Source organism: Sphingomonas sp. PEI4 (assembly GCF_056679955.1).
This window is the reverse complement of record NZ_CM155258.1, coordinates 3121316-3138313: the sequence shown is the minus strand read 5'-3', so window position 1 is coordinate 3138313 and position 16998 is coordinate 3121316. Positions and strand designations below refer to the sequence as shown.

General features: G+C 65.2%; 12 protein-coding genes. 6 read left to right on the top strand and 6 right to left on the bottom strand.

Going from position 1 to position 16998, the window contains the following annotated elements:
- Positions 1-151 precede the first annotated feature (151 nt).
- The 3 genes from era to lepB all read right to left on the bottom strand — a co-directional run bounded on the left by era (position 152) and on the right by lepB (position 2846).
- Positions 152-1018, bottom strand: a complete 867-nt coding sequence (gene era, locus AC1MLZ_RS14485) for a GTPase Era (protein ID WP_480961568.1) — start codon at positions 1016-1018, stop codon at positions 152-154.
- Positions 1019-1377: 359 nt separating this feature from the next.
- Entirely contained in the window at positions 1378-2040 is a 663-nt protein-coding gene (rnc, locus tag AC1MLZ_RS14480) for a ribonuclease III (protein WP_480959084.1), read from the bottom strand.
- Positions 2037-2846: a signal peptidase I gene (gene lepB / locus AC1MLZ_RS14475; protein WP_480959083.1), complete on the bottom strand. Its 810-nt coding sequence runs from the start codon at positions 2844-2846 to the stop codon at positions 2037-2039. The genes rnc and lepB overlap by 4 nt, the downstream gene beginning before the upstream one ends.
- Before the next feature lie 125 nt (positions 2847-2971).
- Between lepB and pgi the strand changes: the two genes are divergently transcribed.
- The 6 genes from pgi to AC1MLZ_RS14445 all read left to right on the top strand — a co-directional run bounded on the left by pgi (position 2972) and on the right by AC1MLZ_RS14445 (position 12824).
- A complete protein-coding gene (pgi, locus tag AC1MLZ_RS14470) occupies positions 2972-4462 on the top strand; it encodes a glucose-6-phosphate isomerase (protein ID WP_480959082.1) in 1491 nt (496 codons plus the stop codon).
- Positions 4463-4655: 193 nt separating this feature from the next.
- Entirely contained in the window at positions 4656-5033 is a 378-nt protein-coding gene (locus tag AC1MLZ_RS14465) for a DUF4174 domain-containing protein (RefSeq protein ID WP_480959081.1), read from the top strand.
- A 125-nt stretch (positions 5034-5158) separates the two neighbouring features.
- The gene (gene gorA / locus AC1MLZ_RS14460) at positions 5159-6514 is read left to right on the top strand and encodes a glutathione-disulfide reductase (protein ID WP_480959080.1); all 1356 of its coding nucleotides are present in this window, start codon (positions 5159-5161) and stop codon (positions 6512-6514) included.
- Positions 6515-6848: 334 nt separating this feature from the next.
- On the top strand, positions 6849-9854 hold the full coding sequence (locus AC1MLZ_RS14455) for a TonB-dependent receptor (RefSeq protein WP_480959079.1): 3006 nt from the start codon (positions 6849-6851) through the stop codon (positions 9852-9854).
- 80 nt (positions 9855-9934) lie between these two features.
- Positions 9935-11395, top strand: coding sequence for a glucoamylase family protein (locus AC1MLZ_RS14450; protein ID WP_480959078.1), 1461 nt, complete (start codon positions 9935-9937; stop codon positions 11393-11395).
- A gap of 232 nt (positions 11396-11627) precedes the next feature.
- The gene (locus AC1MLZ_RS14445) at positions 11628-12824 is read left to right on the top strand and encodes a thiolase family protein (RefSeq protein WP_480959077.1); all 1197 of its coding nucleotides are present in this window, start codon (positions 11628-11630) and stop codon (positions 12822-12824) included.
- A 117-nt stretch (positions 12825-12941) separates the two neighbouring features.
- On the opposite strand, the gene AC1MLZ_RS14440 is transcribed toward AC1MLZ_RS14445, so the two are convergent.
- From AC1MLZ_RS14440 to AC1MLZ_RS14430, 3 genes are all read right to left on the bottom strand, one after another.
- Positions 12942-14306 (bottom strand): dihydrolipoamide acetyltransferase family protein, encoded by a 1365-nt coding sequence (locus AC1MLZ_RS14440; protein ID WP_480959076.1) that lies wholly within the window; start codon positions 14304-14306, stop codon positions 12942-12944.
- Positions 14306-15313, bottom strand: a complete 1008-nt coding sequence (locus AC1MLZ_RS14435) for an alpha-ketoacid dehydrogenase subunit beta (protein ID WP_480961567.1) — start codon at positions 15311-15313, stop codon at positions 14306-14308. The genes AC1MLZ_RS14440 and AC1MLZ_RS14435 overlap by 1 nt, the downstream gene beginning before the upstream one ends.
- Positions 15314-15503: 190 nt before the next feature.
- On the bottom strand, positions 15504-16793 hold the full coding sequence (locus tag AC1MLZ_RS14430) for a thiamine pyrophosphate-dependent enzyme (RefSeq protein ID WP_480961566.1): 1290 nt from the start codon (positions 16791-16793) through the stop codon (positions 15504-15506).
- Positions 16794-16998 lie beyond the last annotated feature (205 nt).

Sequence of the window (16998 nt, the reverse complement as noted above, 5' to 3'; positions counted from 1 at the left end):
CGGGGGAACATTCTTTTTGACTGACGCTTACTCCACCCCGGCGAAGGCCGGGGCCCAAGTGGAGTGGTCGAAGAAACAATGCGCTGCCCGCCGTTACGAACGGCCCCCAATTGGGCCCCGGCCTTCGCCGGGGTGGAGCATTTTTTCGGGATCAGTCCACCCAGTCGAGGCCCATGTCGCGGTAGACTTCGCGGTCTTCGTCCCAGCCGGGCTTCACCTTCACGTGCAGGTAGAGATGGACGGGCTTGCCGGTGATCGAGGAGAGTTCGATGCGTGAGCGGGCGCCGATTTCCTTGATGCGGACGCCGCCCTTGCCGAGGACGATCGCGCGTTGCGTCGGGCGTTCGACGAGGATCTGCTGGTGGATCTCAAGCGAGCCATCCTGGCGTTCGATATATTGCTCGGTCTCGATCGTGCTCGCATAGGGCAGCTCCGCGTGGAGCTGGAGATATAGCTGCTCGCGCGTGACCTCGGACGCGAGTGCGCGTTCGGTCGAGTCGGAGACCTGGTCCTCGGGGTAATGCCACGGACCTTCGGGCATCGCTTTTGCCAGCTGCGTCTTGAAGTGCGCGAGGCCGTCGCCGGTGCCGGCGCTGATGAAGAACGTCTCCGCGAAGGGGAGCAATGCGTTCAGCTTTTCCGCGTGGATCAGCAGCTTGGTCTTGTCGGCGAGATCGACCTTGTTGAGGATCAGCCAGATCGGCTCGGTACGGCCGACCAGCGACTCGACGATCGTGGTGACCTTACCGCCGATACCGCCCTTCGCATCGACCACGAGCGCGATGATGTCGGAGCCTTCCGCGCCACCCCAGGCGGCGGCGACCATCGCGCGGTCGAAGCGGCGCTTGGGCTCGAAGATGCCGGGGGTGTCGACGAGCAGGATCTGCGTGTCGCCTTCGATCGCGACGCCCATCAGCTTGGCGCGCGTGGTCTGCGCCTTGGGGCTGACGATCGCGACCTTCTGGCCGACGAGTGCGTTGACGAGCGTCGACTTGCCGGCGTTGGGGGCGCCGACGATCGCGACTAGGCCGCAATGCTTTGGGGCGCTCTGGGGGGCGTCGTGCGCGGGGGCTGGGAATTCAGGCGTGGTAGGTTCGGTCACTTAGGCTCTTTTCATCGGGATATTCGAGGTCAGTCATACAGACAAAACCTCCTCGCGTCATTCCCGCGAAACTACCCCCTCACCCGTCTTCGCGTCGTGCAGTCCGAGAGGGAGAAATGGTTCACGCGGAGACGCGGAGACGCGGAGGCGCGGAGATGGTGTGACTGGGGCTCGTGCCCGCTGCGATCATGCGCCGCCGATTAACTCGGCGTCGTTTGGGGCAGGACCTGAGTTCCACTCGCAGCGCCTCCGCGTCTCCGCGTGAACCATCCTTCTCAGCCGAGCTTCTCTAGGAGCGCCTTGGCGGCTGCGGTCTCGGCTTCTTGTTTGCTGGAGCCTGTTGCGGTTGCTTCGGCGAGTTTGCCGACCGAGACGAGCATCGTGAATTTGGGGGCGTGGCCGGGGCCGGTGCGTTCGACGATGGTGTATTCGGGGGGCTTGCGGTTGTGCGCGGCGGCCCATTCCTGGAGTGCGGATTTGGGGTGTTGTGGGGCTTTTGCGCCGGCCTGCACCCTGTCCCCCCAGGCGCCGCGGACGAATGCGCGGGCGGCGTCGAGGCCGGCTTCGCGGTACCAGGCGCCGATCAGCGCTTCCATCACGTCACCGAGCACGTTGTCGCTGTCGCTGGCGCCGTCGTCGCGGGCTTGCTTGCCGAGTTTCAGGTGCGCGCGGACGCCGAGTTCGCGGGCGACTTCGGCGCAGACGGGGCCGGTGACGAGCGCGTTGAGGCGCTTCGACAGCGAGCCTTCGGGGTCGGTCGCGAACAGTTCGTACAGCCACTCGGCGACGATGAGGCCGAGAACGCGGTCGCCGAGGAACTCGAGTCGCTCGTAGTTCGCCGCGGCCTGGCTGCCGTGCGTCAGCGCGCGTTCGTAGGGGGCGAGGTCGGTCGGAACGCGGCCGAAGAGCGTCTTCAGCCAGCCGGCGAGATCACTCAAAAGCCTTCCCCGATGCGGCTCCAGCGCGCGGCACTGACCCAGGTCCAGGGCTTCAGCCATTCGGCGTCGCCGTCGGTGGAGAAGAAGTTGACGACTGCCTTGCCCTCGACGTTTTCGAGCGGGACGTAGCCCATGCCTTGCGGCGCGGGGAAACGGCTGTCGCCGCTGTCGTCGCGGTTGTCGCCCATCACGAAGATGTGGCCGGCGGGGATCGTGTAGAGCCCGGTATCGTCCCGGTCGGGGAGTTGGGCCTGGTCTAGTACCTCGTAGCTGCGACCGCCGGGCAACGTCTCGCGGAAGCGGGGATAGCGGCAGATCTGGACGTTGGCGACGACGTCGACGAACGGCGCGCCGCATTTCTCGGCGTCGAAATTGGCGGTCAGCGGGATCGTGAAGTCGGCGATGCGAAGTTTCGGGATCGCTTTTCCGTTGAGGTACACGGTGCCCTGCCGCATCTGGATGGTCTCGCCGGGCAGGCCGATCACGCGCTTGATGACGTCGTGGTCGAGCACTTCGGGTGCGCGGAAGACGACGACGTCACCGCGCGTGGGCGTGCTGCCGAAGATGCGGCCGGGGATCAGCGGGATGCCGGCGGGCAGCGACCAGCGCGAGTAGCCGTAGTTCCATTTCGACACGAAGAGATAGTCGCCGATCAGCAGGCGGGGGAGCATCGATTCGGACGGGATGCTGAACGGCGCGAAGATGAAGCTGCGCAGGATCAGCACGACCAGCGCGAGCTTCAGCAGGAAGCGGAACGTCTCGTTCGTTTCGGAGCGCTGGGGTTTCGTCGTCACGGATTTTGCCATGTTTCCGGTTTGCCGACCCGAAGCGCGGCGTCAAGCGTATGCAGGATACGGTTGGCCGAATGAGACGTTGTCGCGGTCTCGCGCTTGCAGCATGACCGGCGCGCACGTCTATTCGGAGAAGTAGCATGACCGCCGACTGGTCCAAGATCGAAGCCCTGCCCGCCACCAAGCTGACCGACCTGTTCGCGCAGGACTCGGAGCGACTCTCGAAGCTGAGCCTCGACGTCGCGGGCATCCACTTCGACTGGTCGAAGACGCATCTGACGACGGACCTGGTGACGGCGTTTGAGGAGATGGCGAAGGCGCAGGATCTGGCCGGCAAGCGCCAGGCGATGTTCTCGGGCGAGATCGTCAACGTGACCGAGGGCCGCGCGGTCGAGCACACCGCCGAGCGCGGCGAGGGCAAGCCCGAGAGCGTCGCGATCGCGCAGGCGAGCCACGCGCGGATGCGGACGCTGATCGATGCGATCGAGGCCGAAGCGCTCGGCCCGGTGCGGCATATCCTGCACGTCGGGATCGGTGGGTCGGCGCTGGGGCCGCAATTGCTGGTCGATGCGCTGGGGCGTGACGACAAGCGCTACGACGTCGGCATTGTCGCCAATGTCGACGGCGTTGCGCTGGAGGACATGTTTGCGAAGTTCGATCCGGCGGCGACGTTGCTGGTGGTCGCGTCGAAGACCTTCACCACGACCGAGACGCTGATGAACGCCGAGTCGGTCCTTCAGTGGATGACCGAGCATAATGTCGACGATCCGTATGGCCGCGTGATCGCGCTGACCGCGGCGCCCGAAAAGGCGATGGAATGGGGCGTCGACGAGACGCGCATCCTGCCGTTCTCCGAAAGCGTCGGCGGGCGGTATTCTTTGTGGTCGACGATCGGGTTTCCGGCGGCGATTGGGCTGGGCTGGGACAGGTTCGAGGAGTTGCTGGAGGGGGCCGCTGAGATGGACCGGCATTTCCGCCTCGCCGCGCTGCACGAGAACGCGCCTGCGCTCGCGGCGTTTGCCGACCTGTATTACACGCAGGTTCGCGGTGCCGAGACGCGGGCAACGTTCGCGTATGACGAGCGGTTGCGGTTGCTGCCGAGCTATCTCCAGCAGCTGGAGATGGAGTCGAACGGCAAGTCGGTGACGGTCGAGGGCGAGCCGCTTGGGCGGCCGTCGGCGGCGATCACCTGGGGTGGGGTCGGCACCGAGGCGCAGCACGCGGTGTTCCAGTTGCTCCACCAGGGTACGCATCTGGTGCCGGTCGAGTTCGTCGCGGCGATCGAGCCGGGCGATACGCTGCCCGACGAGCATCACCGCGCGCTGTTGCTGAATGCGTTCGCGCAAGGGGCGGCGTTGATGGCGGGCAAGCAGGTCGAGGATCCAGCGCGGAGCTATTCGGGCGATCGGCCGTCTTCGACGCTGCTGCTCGACGATCTGGATGCGCGGACGCTGGGGGCGCTGATCGCATTTTATGAGCACCGGGTGTTCGTGAACGGCGTGCTACTGGGGATCAACTCGTTCGATCAGTTCGGGGTGGAGCTGGGGAAGGAAATGGCGAAGGCGGCGGAGAAGGGCGGACAGACGTTCGATCCTTCGACGGATGATTTGATCAAGCGGGCGTTTGGGTGAGGTTTGGGGAGGGACGTCCTCCCCCTTTCAATCGCTTACCCGCGTTCAGAAGCTGCACCACCCCGGCGAAGGCCGGGGCCCATTTGGGCGAACCTCGGTTCAATAAGCGACCACCTTTCCAATTGGGCCCCGGCCTTCGCCGGGGTGGTGGTGGTGTGGGGGAGCGCAAGCCTGCCTCCGGCGTTATCCTCCTATGCCCATCCTCCTCTCCGTCGCGCTCGCCGCCTCCCCGACCATCGCGCAGATGAAGTGGGAGCGGCGCGTGTTGATCGTTGCGGCGCCGGCCGCCGGAGACCCAGCTTTCGCCGAACAACGCCGCATCCTCGCGGTCTGGAAGACCAGGGCGGACGCGCGCGACCTCACGATCGTCGAAGTCGTTGGCGATCAGGTCCGCGGCGCCGCCGACACTGCTGCGCAGGTTCGCCGCAGATACCGCCTGCCAGCCGCCTTCGCCGCGATCCTGATCGGCAAGGACGGCGGCGAGAAACTGCGCAGTGCCAAGCCCTTCCCCGCCGCTGCCCTAGAAACCACGATCGACGCGATGCCGATGCGCAAGGCGGGCCAGCGATAGAGCAAACCGTTCACACTCATCGTCATGCCGGGCTTGTTCCGGCATCCACCGTGCCCCAAGTGGCAGGCAAGCCGGTGGCACGGTGGGCCCCGGAACAAGTCCGGGGTGACGATGAAGGATGACGCGTGACCGACCCTAAATTCGACTATGACCTCTTCGTCATCGGCGCAGGCTCGGGCGGCACGCGAGCCTCGCGCGTCGCCGCCGCCCACGGCGCACGCGTCGCGGTCGCCGAGGAGTATCGGGTCGGCGGGACCTGCGTCATCCGCGGCTGTGTCCCGAAGAAGCTGCTGATCTACGGCGCGCATTTCGCCGAGGATCTGAAGGACGCCAAGCGCTTCGGCTGGCAGGTGCCCGACGATTGCGCGTTCAGCTGGCCTACCTTGCGCGACAACGTGATGGAAGAAGTCGACCGGATCAACGGCGCCTACACGACCACGCTCCAGAACAACCATGTCGATATCATTCACCAGCGCGCGGTCGTGTCCGGGCCCAACGAAGTCACGCTCGCCGACGGCACCGTGAAGACCGCGGCGAAGATCCTGATTGCGGTCGGCGCGCATCCGCTGGTGCCCGAGTTCCCCGGTGCGGAACACGGCATCACCTCGAACGAGGTTTTCCACCTCGACGACGTGCCCAAGCGCGTGCTGATCGCGGGCGCGGGCTATATCGCCAACGAGTTCGCCGGGATATTCCACCAGTTCGGGTCGCATGTGACTTTGGTCAACCGCACCGACGTGATCCTGCGCGGCTATGACGAATCGATTCGCGACCGCCTGCTCCAGATCTCGATGAGCAAGGGCATCGATTTCCGCTTCAACGCCGCGTTCGAGAGCATCGAGAAGGACGACAACGGGTGCCTGACGGTCAGCATGAGCGGGCATGATCCGATCACCGTCGACCTGGTGATGTTCGCGACCGGCCGCCTGCCGAATACCAAGGGTTTGGGGCTCGAAAGCGCCGGCGTCGAGATGGACGCGGCGGGCGCGGTAATCGTCGACGAGGACAATCGGTCAAGTTGCGACTCGATCTTCGCGGTCGGCGACGTCACCAACCGTATCCAGCTGACCCCGGTCGCGATCCGCGAGGGGCAGGCGTTCGCGGACACGTTCTTCGGCGGCAAGCCGACGCGGGTCGATTACGCCAACGTCCCCGCCGCGGTGTTCAGCCACCCGCCGATGGCCGGCGTCGGCATGACCGAGTCGCAGGCCAAGCAGGCGCTCGGCTCGGTGAAGGTCTATACGTCCGACTTCCGGCCGATGAAGAACGTACTGGCCGGCCGCAACGAGCGCTCGCTCTACAAGATGGTATGCGACGGCGAGACCGACCGGGTGGTCGGCATCCACATGATCGGCCCCGACTGCCCCGAAATCCTGCAATCCGCCGCCGTGGCGGTGAAGGCCGGCCTTACCAAGGCCGATTTCGACGCCACGGTCGCACTGCATCCGACGATGGCAGAAGAACTCGTGCTGATGAAGTAAGCCCGGGAAACATCATCCACCCGAGACAGGGTGGATATTTCGGCTGAAACATGGACTGTGGCGATAAAGTCACCATCCGACGCACAACGACTTCCCCGTACCGCGCGACCATTGGCAGGATGCCCAGACGGGGCGTAGGGCGGCTGAACCGGCGCGACACGCGATCAAGCGTGCCGCCGGAGCCGTCTCCATCGGGAGCGGCGTGCGGGAGAGGATCATGGGATCGCGATCGACGCGACGATGCACCGTCCGACGGCCCGAAGGCCAAATGGACCGGTACGATCGTGCACGGCGCCCATGCCCCGCCCCGCCTTGCAAGCAGGGGAATTTCGGCATGAAGACGATGATGACAGCGGGGATGACCGCGGGGATGACCGCAGCGTTGCGCGCTGTGCTTGCGACGAGCACGATCCTGGGGTCGGCATCGATCCTGACGGTGCCAGCGACCGCGCAGACGACGACTGCGGCGATCCGCGGGCAGGTGCGCGATCCGGCGGGTGCAGCGGTTGCGGGCGCGACCGTGGTGGCGGTGAATGCCGGCACCAATCAGAGTTTCCGCACCGTATCGGCCGCGAACGGGAGCTATATCCTCAACGGACTGCGACCGGCGCAATACACGATCACCGTGACCGGCCCCAATGGCGACGTTTCCGTACAGCGGATCATCGTCTCGATCGGCCAGTCGGCGACGCTCGACGCGACGCTTGCCCCTGCGACGACTGCGGCGCCCGCCGGTGATGCAACTGCCGACGCGACCCCGACTACCGGCGACGGCCAGGAGATCGTCGTCACCGGCGGCCGGCTGGTGGAAACCAAGACCAGCGAAGTCGCGACCAACGTCAGCCAGCAGCAGATCCGCAACCTGCCGCAGACAGATCGCAATTTCCTGTCGTTCGCGGCGCTCGCGCCGGGCGTGAAGTATAACGACAGCGAGACCAACAAGGGCTTCCAGTCGGGCGCGTCGACCGCGAGCCAGGTCAACGTGTTCATCGACGGCGTCAGCCTGAAGAACAAGCTGCGCGAGGGCGGTGTCGCCGGCCAGCAGAACAGCCGCGGCAATCCGTTCGGCCAGCTGGCCGTGCAGGAATTCCGCGTCCTGACGCAGAACTACAAGGCGGAGTACGAGCAGGCCGGCGCGGCGATCATCACCGCGGTCACCAAATCGGGCACCAACGAGTTCCACGGCGAGGCGTTCGGCCAATATACCGACAAGAGCCTCAGCGAGAAATCGTACCTCGACAAGGTCAACAATCGCGCCGAACCCGCCTTCAAGCGCAAGCAATACGGCGTGTCGCTTGGCGGCCCGATCATCAAGGACAAGCTGTTCTTCTTCGCGACGTACGAAGGCAACGACCAGGACCGCGCGTTCAACGTCGACAGCACCGGCTCGCCCGCGGCAGTCGCCGATTTCGAGGCCAATTCGGGGCGTCGGCTGAGCGATTTCGAAGGCGCCTTCGTCAGTCCGTTCCGCGGCGATTTCTACTTCGGCAAGCTGACGCTGACACCCGACAGCAACCAGGTGATGGACCTGTCGTTCAGCCGTCGCCAGGAAACCGACATCCAGAATTTCGGCGGCAACGTGTCGTACGAGAACGCCGAGAACAAGATCAACGTCGTCGACACATACCTCTATAAATGGACCTATACCGGCAGCAATTTCATCAACGAGTTCAATGCCAACTATCTGAGCTACACGTTCAATCCGACGTCGCTCAACCCCGATCTGCCGACCTACGACTATGACGGCGTGATCATCTTCGGCGGCAAGGATTCGACCCGTCGCGAGGTCCAGCAGGGCTACACGCTGCGCGACGACGTCACCTATACGGGCCTTCAGAACCATTCGTTCAAGGCGGGCGCGCGCGTCGAGATCACCGACATCGAGTTCGACAACCAGTCGTTCATCCAGCCGCGCTACACCTATCGTCGCGAGCCTCAGAACGGGCTGACCTTCGCATCGCCGGCCGAAGCACGACTGGGCCTCGGCAGCGGCAAGATCCTCGCCTCGAACACGCAGATCGGCCTGTATGTGCAGGACGACTGGGACGTGACCAGCAAGCTCCAGCTTAACGTCGGCGTACGCTGGGATTACGAGACGAACGGCTTCAACAACGAATATCGCACCCCCGCCGACGCCGCCGCCGCACTGCGCGCCCTGCCCAAGACGGCGTATTTCGATCCCGAAAACTACATCACCGACGGCAGCAACCGCAGCCCGTTCGCCGGCGCGATCGCACCCCGGTTCGGGTTTTCGTATGACCTGAACGACGACCAGACGACCGTGATCTTCGGCGGGATCGGGCGCTATTACGATCGCAACAATTTCAACAACACGGTCGACGAATTGAGCCGCACGATCAACCCGATCGGCGTGTTCCGCTTCTCGGCGAACGGCGCGCCGCGTCAGGGCCTGCCGACCGTGCAGTGGAACCCCGCCTATCTGACGCGCGACGGGTTGCTGGCACTCGCCGCCAGCTCGACGCAGGGGCTCCCCGAGCTGTTCGCGGTGAAGAACGACGCGCGCCCACCGGTCAACGACCAGGCGAGCATCGGCATCCGCCAGAAGATCGGGATCTTCCAGGCGGCACTGACTGGGTCGTATATCCGCGGCCGCAACGGCTATACCAACCTGTTCGCAACCCGGACGCTGAACGGGCTCGGCGGCTGCTGCGACACCGCCCCGCTGCAACGGTTCGGCTACGCGAACGCGATCATCGGCTTCGACGGGCTCGATACGCGGTACAAGGCGATCTACTTCACGCTCGACAAGAACTATACCAAGTCGTCGGGCTGGGGCGTCAACATCGCCTACACCTTCTCGAAGGGCGAGCAGAATGGCGGCGACCTGTTCAGCCTCGATGCGGTGACGCCTGACGATTACGGCTGGCGCCCACGTGCGGGCGACGAGCGCCACCGCGTAGTGGTCTCGGGCACGCTCGACCTGCCTCTCGGGTTCCAGTTCTCGATGCTCAACACGCTGGGCAGCGGGCAGGCGTTCCAGGTCACTGACGCGACCAACGGCGCGGACTCGGGCTTCAACCGCTTCACCGCGCGCTACCCGCGGAAGAACTGCATCAAGGGCGTGTTCGCCTATTGCGAGGTCAATCTGACGCTCGCCAAGCGCTTCAGCGTGCTCGGCAAGGAGGATCAGTTCGAGGCTGCGGTCGACCTGCTCAACGCGTTCAACAACAAGAACTTCGAGGGGTTCGACGCGTCATTCAATAACACGATCGACCCCGCCACTGGCCAGGCAACCGATCCGCTCGAGCCTGCTCGGATCGGCACGAGCACACTAACCCTCCCGCGTCGCATCCAGTTCAGGGTGGGTTATAGGTTCTGATGCGTTTATCGGGGCGGCCATTCTGGCCGCCCCGCCTGCCTTCCATGGTCAATGGCGGTGACCCTCGACCAGGAGTTCGGATGCTCGATCGACGGCAGTTTCTCGGCACCGGGGCGATCTCGCTCGGTGGACTTACCGCAGGGTGCACATCGGTCGGACGGCCGCTGGTCAAGGCGATCGAGAGCGTTACCGGCACGACGCCGCCCGAACCGCCGCCGTCCGCCAACCCGCTGATCGATAACCTGCAGGAACGTGCGTTCCTGTATTTCTGGGACACGACCGACCCGGTCACCGGGCTCGCCCTCGATCGCTGGCCGACGCCGTCCTTCTCCTCGATCGCCGCGGTCGGGTTCGCGCTGACCGCGTATCCGATCGGCGTCGTCAACGGCTGGATCACGCGTGAGCAGGCGCGCAAGCGGACGCTGGCGACGCTGGAGTTCTTCGCGATCGCCCCGATGGGCCCCGAGCCGACCGGCAACAGCGGATACAAGGGATTCTTCTACCACTTCCTCGGCATCACCAAGGGCCAGCGGTTCGCGCGCGCCGAGCTGTCGACCATCGATACCGCGCTGCTGCTCGGCGGGATGCTGTTCGCGCAGAGCTGGTTCGATGGCGATCACCTCGAGGAACAGCGGATCCGTGCGCTGGCGGACCAGATCTATGGTGCGGTCGACTGGACCTGGATCACGCCGCGTGCGCCGTTCCTGTCGATGGGCTGGCACCCCGAGAGCGGCTTCATCGCGAGCGACTGGAACATCTATAACGAGGGGATGCTGATGTATCTGCTCGCGCTCGGATCGCCGACGCATCCGCTACCGCCCTCGACCTGGGGCGCGCTGACCGCGAAGTTCGAGCCCTCATGGAGTGGCGATCATCTGCACTATCCGCCGATGTTCGTGCACCAGTACAGCCATGTCTGGGTCGACTTCCGCGGCATTCGCGACGCGTACATCGCGACCAAGGACATCGATTATTTCGAGAACAGCCGGCGCGCAACGATCGCGCAGCGCGACTATGCGATCGCGAATGGGGGGATGAACGGACGGCAGTTCGCAGGCTATGGCCCCGACGTCTGGGGCTTGACCGCGTGCGACGGACCGGGCGATTTCAAGGCGACGATCGCGGGTCGCCCCCGCGAGTTCTTCAGTTACTCCGAACGCGGACCCGGCGCGCGTGACGACGGCACGATCGCGCCGACCGCCGCCGCCGGATCGATCGTCTTCGCGCCCGACATCGTCATTCCCGCGATCACGGCGATGCACGACCGGTACGGCAAGGGGATTTACGGCAAATACGGTTTCTTCGACGCGTTCAATCCGACGCTGACCGAGATCGGCGAGCCGCTAAAGCATGGCCGGATCGTGCCCGGCGTCGGCTGGGTCGACGTCGATTATCTCGGCATCGACCAGGGGCCGATCGTCGCGATGATCGAGAACTGGCGAACCGGGATGGTCTGGAACACGATGCGGCGAAACCCGCATATCCGCCGCGGGCTGGACCGTGCGGGATTCACCGGGGGATGGCTCGCGCGCGTTCCCTGACGCCGGTTTGGATCGAGGAGTCACGAATCCTCCCCCGCTAGGGGGAGGTGGCTGGCACTTGCCAGACGGAGGGGGAGGTAGGCGGCACATCGTTTCGTGTCCTCCCCCTCCGTCACCTTCGGTGCCACCTCCCCCTGGCGGGGGAGGATTTCAGGATTGGGTCCCCAACCCTTTCCTATAGAACAGTAAGCGCCTAGATCGGATCCATACCCAATCCTCGAAAGGTTCCAGCATGCGTGAAGCTGCCATCGTCTCTACAGCCCGTACCGCTATCGGCAAGGCGTACCGTGGCGCGTTCAATGCGACCGAGGCCCCGGTGCTGGCGGGGCACGTGATGAATGCAGTCGTTGAACGCGCCGGGATCGATCCCGCCCGGATCGACGAGGTGTTCTGGGGCGTCGGCAACCAATGGGGGACGCAAGGCGGCAACGCCGGGCGAATGGCGATCTTCGCGGGCGGCCTGCCGGAGTCGGTGCCGGCGTTCACGCTCGACCGGAAGTGCGGGTCGGGGCTGACCGCGGTGGCGCTCGCGGCGCGGACGATCATCTGCGACGAGGCGGACGTGGCGCTCGCGGGCGGGATGGAGTCGATCAGCTACACCGTGACGAAGGACGCACCGCGCTTCGTCAACGCGAGCGTCGTGGCCAAGGAGCCGGCGGCGTATATACCGATGATCGAGACCGCCGAGATCGTCGCGGAGAAATACGGCATCACCCGCGAAGCGCAGGACGAATACGCCGCGATGAGCCAGCAGCGTGCGGCGGCCGGGCTCGCCAGCGGGGCGTTTGCCGAGGAGATCGTGCCGATTACCGTCGAGAAGGCGCTGTACGACAAGCAGGGCGCACATGCCGGGGTCGAGAGCGTCACCTTGTCGCAGGACGAGGGTATTCGCGCGGGCACGACGCTGGAGGGTTTGCGCGGGTTGAAGACGGTGTGGCCGGGCGGCGAGTTCTCCGCGCCGGGATCGAGCGTGACCGCGGGCAATGCCAGCCAGTTGTCGGATGGTGCCTCCGCGCAGCTGCTGATGGACCGCCGGACTGCAGAGGCGGAAGGGAAGGACATCCTTGGTATTTATCGCGGTTTCCAGGCGGCGGGGTGCAACCCGGCGGAAATGGGTATCGGGCCGATCTTCGCGATACCGAAACTGCTTGAGCGCGCTGGTCTGTCGGTGGGTGATATCGGGCTTTGGGAGCTGAACGAGGCGTTCGCGTCACAGTGCCTTTATTGTCGCGATTTCCTGGGGATCGATCCGGAGAAGTATAACGTCAACGGAGGCGCGATCGCGGTGGGGCATCCGTTTGGGATGACCGGCTCGCGGCTGGTCGGCCATGCGCTGATCGAGGGGCGCAAGCGCGGCGTGCGCTATGTCGTGGTGTCGATGTGCACCGCGGGCGGGATGGGCGCGGCGGGGTTGTTCGAGATCGTTTGAGTTTTTCCCTGGACGAGTTCCGGGTGGGTTTAGTGGGGTTCAGATCGGTGCGGCTCGAGCCGACCGACCCACCCCCGGCCCCCTCCCTTTCAGGGAGGGGGAGGAGCGTTTTCGGACTTAGTCGGCGAAGAGCAGGACAGGGGTTTCGAGGTACTTCTTCAGGCCCTGCACGAAGCTAGCCGCGTCCCAGCCGTCGACGACGCGGTGGTCGCAGCTTATCGACAGGTTCATCAGCTTGGCGCGAACGATTTCGTCACCCTTGAAGACGGGGCGCTCGACGATCTTGTTCGGGCCGATGATCGCGACTTCGGGGCGGTTGATGACCGGCGTGGTGGCGATGCCGCCGAGCGGGCCGAGCGAGGTGACGGTGATCGTGCCGCCACCCATTTCGCTGGGGGCGAGCTTTCCGGCGCGGGCGGCTTCGGCGAGGCGAGTGATCTCGGTTGCGAGTTGCCAGACGTTGCGGTCCTGCGCGTCGCGGATCACGGGGACGGTGAGCCCCGCGTCGGTCTGCGCGGCCATGCCGAGGTGGATGGCGCCGTGACGGGTGACCACGCCGGCCTCGTCATCATATCGCGCGTTGAGCATCGGGAAGTCGGGGATCGTCTTGCAGATCGCGACGATCATCAGCGGGAGCATCGTCAGCTTGGGGCGACCGCCGCGATTGGCGTTTAGGTCGGCGCGCATCGCTTCGAGAGCGGTGACGTCGATCTCGTCGACATAGGTGAAGTGCGGGATCGCGCGCTTCGACGCGGCCATGTTCTCGGCGATGCGGCGGCGCATGCCGATGACCTTGATGGGCTGGTCTTCGCGGGCGCGTGATGCGTGCGGGGGGTGGTAACCTTCGCCGGAGCCGTAGCGAAGGTAGGCGTCGAGGTCGGCGTGGCGGACTCGGTCGGATTCGGTTTTTACCGATGCTAGGTCGATGCCGAGGTCGCGCGCGCGGGCGCGGACTGCGGGGGATGCGAGCGCGTGGGCCTTCTGCTCCGCCTCAGCCGTAGGAACGGCGTGCGTCTTCTGCTCCCTCTCCCCTGCGGGGAGAGGGCTGGGGTGAGGGGTTGAGGCAGTTGCCGACGTTTCCGCCTGGGGCTGCCCCTCACCCCGACCCTCTCCCCGGAGGGGAGAGGGAGTTGCCTCGACCACCTCTTCGACGCCCGGGTTCTCGGCTTCGTATTGTTCGGCGGTTTCGGCCTGGGCCGAGGTCAGCGGCGCGGCGACCACCTCGTCGGCAACATCCACCGCATCCGTCTCGATCACAACCAGCGCAGCGCCGATCGACACCTGGTCGCCGACTTCGCCCGCGAGTTCGACGACCACGCCCGACACCGGCGATTCCATCTCGACGGTGGCCTTGTCGGTCATCATGTCGGCGATCGGCGAATCCTCCTCGACGCGGTCGTCGATGGCGACGTGCCATGCGACGATCTCGGCCTCGGAGATGCCTTCGCCGATGTCCGGCAGCTTGAAGGTGAAGCGGGCCATTATGCGTCCTTCATGATCTTTTTCAGGGCTTCGCCGATGCGGACCGGCCCCGGGAAATAAGCCCATTCGAGGCTGTGCGGGTACGGCGTGTCGAACCCGGTCACGCGTTCGATGGGGGCTTCGAGGTGGTAGAAACAGCGTTCCTGCACGAGCGCCGACAGCTCCGCGCCGAACCCGCTGGTGCGCGTCGCCTCGTGGACGATCATGCAGCGCCCGGTCTTCTTCACCGACGCCTCGATCGTCTCGATGTCGAGCGGCACGAGCGTGCGCAGGTCGACGATCTCGGCATCGATGCCCGCCTCGGCGACCACGGCCGTGCAGACATGGACCATCGTGCCATAGGCGAGGATCGTGAGCGCCTCGCCAGCGCGGACGATCTTCGCCTTGCCGAGTTCGATCTTGTAGTAGCCGGTCGGGACTTCGCCCGCGGGGTGCTTCGACCAGTTCTGCGACGGGCGATCCCAGTATCCGTCGAACGGGCCGTTATAGATGCGCTTTGGTTCGAAGAAGAGCGTAGGATCATTGTCCTCGATCGCGGCGATCAACAGGCCCTTCGCGTCATAGGGCGTCGACGGGATCACCGTCTTGATCCCCGACATGTGCGTGAAAAGCCCCTCGGGCGACTGGCTGTGCGTCTGGCCACCGAAGATGCCGCCGCCGAACGGCGAGCGCACCGTGATCGGCGAGGTGAACTCGCCGGCCGAGCGGTACCGCAGGCGCGCGGCTTCGGAGACGAGCTGGTCGAGCGCGGGGTAGATATAGTCCGCGAACTGGATCTCGGGGACCGGGCGCAGGCCGTACGCGCCCATCCCGACCGCGACGCCGATGATGCCGCATTCGGTGATCGGCGTGTCGAACACGCGCGTCTTGCCGTGCTTGGCCTGGAGCCCCGCAGTCGCGCGGAAGACGCCGCCGAAATAGCCGACGTCCTCGCCCATGACGATCACGTCGGGGTCGCGCTCCATCATGATGTCCATGGCGGAGTTGATCGCCTGAATCATGTTCATGCGGGTGGTTTCGCCGGGTGCCGCGCCCTCAGCCTCCGCGTTTTGTTCGATCACATCGCTCACAGCACACACTCCGTCATGCCGGACTCGTTCCGGCATCCACCGTTCCGCACAATCAATGGCCGGCGAGTTCGCGGGGCCGTGGACCCCGGAACCAGTCCGGGGTGACGGAAGTAAGGAGAGAGACTGCTCATGCCTTGTGATCCCACGGGCGGCCGCTCGCGGACTCCTCGTCGAGCATCTGCTGGCGCTGCTCCTTCAAATGCCACGGCAGTTCCTCGAACACGCCGTCGAACAGCGATTCGAGCGGCTGGTGCAGGCCGTGGCCGAGGATGCCGTTCTTCTCGGCTTCCTTTTGCGCGGCCTTTACCTGCTCGGCGAGTTCCTTGTCCTGCGCGACATGGCGCTCTTCGTCCCATTCGCCGATCGTGATGAGGTGGTCCTTCAGGCGCTTGATCGGGTCGCCGAGCGGCCAGGCGTTGGGTTCACCTTCGCTGCGATACTGGCCGGGATCGTCTGAGGTCGAATGGCCTTCCGCGCGGTAGGTGAAATGCTCGATCAGCGTCGGGCCCTGGTTGGTGCGCGCTCTCTCGGCGGCCCATTCGGTGGCGGCGTAGACTGCGAGCGCGTCGTTGCCGTCGACTCTCAGTCCGGCGATACCATAGCCGACTGCACGCGCGGCGAACGTGGTCGCCTCGGCGCCTGCGAACCCGGAGAAGCTCGAAATCGCCCACTGGTTGTTGACGACGTTGAAGATCACCGGCGCTCGGTAGACCGCGGCGAACGTGCAGGCCGAGTGGAAATCGCCCTCTGCGGTCGAGCCCTCGCCGCACCAGGTCGCCGCGATTCGCGTGTCGCCCTTGGCGGCGGACGCCATCGCCCAGCCGACGGCTTGCGGATATTGCGTCGTGAGATTGCCCGAGATCGAGAAGAACCCGGCTTCCTTGACCGAATACATGATCGGCAGCTGCTTGCCGCCGAGCCTATCGGCCGTGTTCGAATAGATCTGGTTCATCATGTCGACGAGGCTCCACCCCCGCGCGATCAGCAGCCCCTGCTGGCGGTACGAAGGAAAGCACATGTCCTCGTAATCGAGCGCATAGGCCGCCGCGACCGCGACCGCCTCCTCGCCGAGCGCCTTCATGTAGAAGCTGGTCTTGCCCTGACGTTGCGCGCGAAACATGCGTTCGTCGAACGCGCGGAGCAGCGCCATGCTGCGCAACATGCGACGCATCACGTCGGGCGAAAGCTTGGGATCCCACGGGCCGACCGCATTGCCGTCGTCGTCGAGCACGCGGACGAGCGTGTATGCCAGATCGGTGAAGTCGGAGGCCTTGTCGGCGGTGTCGGGGCGGCGTGCTTCGCCAGCGGGCGGCACGTCGACTTCGGCGAAGTCCACCGCGTCGCCGGGGCGGAACTTTGGCTCCGGTATGTGCAACGTAAGCGGCTGCAAATTGGCGCGCGGATGCTCGCTTGCCATCGTCATTCCATCTCCATGAGGCCGCTGTGACCGCGGAACACTCTTACCGAAGCTTGTTATTAAATTTCAACGGCGATTGCGAGGGGATTTTCGCCGAATCCCTTCGTCACCCCGGACTTGTTCCGGGGTCCACCGTGCCGCGCGCTCATCAGCTGCCGATCAAGCGGAACGGTGGATGCCGGAACAAGTCCGGCATGACGGAGGG

What these genes read in the sequence shown, in the direction of transcription:
- lepB (WP_480959083.1), bottom strand. Translation starts at nt 2,846, where the DNA reads ATGGCAAAATCCGTGACGACGAAACCCCAGCGCTCCGAAACGAACGAG.
- AC1MLZ_RS14440 (WP_480959076.1), bottom strand. Translation starts at nt 14,306, where the DNA reads ATGGCCCGCTTCACCTTCAAGCTGCCGGACATCGGCGAAGGCATCTCC.
- AC1MLZ_RS14450 (WP_480959078.1), top strand. Translation starts at nt 9,935, where the DNA reads ATGCTCGATCGACGGCAGTTTCTCGGCACCGGGGCGATCTCGCTCGGT.
- AC1MLZ_RS14465 (WP_480959081.1), top strand. Translation starts at nt 4,656, where the DNA reads ATGCCCATCCTCCTCTCCGTCGCGCTCGCCGCCTCCCCGACCATCGCG.
- pgi (WP_480959082.1), top strand. Translation starts at nt 2,972, where the DNA reads ATGACCGCCGACTGGTCCAAGATCGAAGCCCTGCCCGCCACCAAGCTG.
- AC1MLZ_RS14430 (WP_480961566.1), bottom strand. Translation starts at nt 16,793, where the DNA reads ATGGCAAGCGAGCATCCGCGCGCCAATTTGCAGCCGCTTACGTTGCAC.
- AC1MLZ_RS14455 (WP_480959079.1), top strand. Translation starts at nt 6,849, where the DNA reads ATGAAGACGATGATGACAGCGGGGATGACCGCGGGGATGACCGCAGCG.
- AC1MLZ_RS14445 (WP_480959077.1), top strand. Translation starts at nt 11,628, where the DNA reads ATGCGTGAAGCTGCCATCGTCTCTACAGCCCGTACCGCTATCGGCAAG.
- AC1MLZ_RS14435 (WP_480961567.1), bottom strand. Translation starts at nt 15,313, where the DNA reads ATGAACATGATTCAGGCGATCAACTCCGCCATGGACATCATGATGGAG.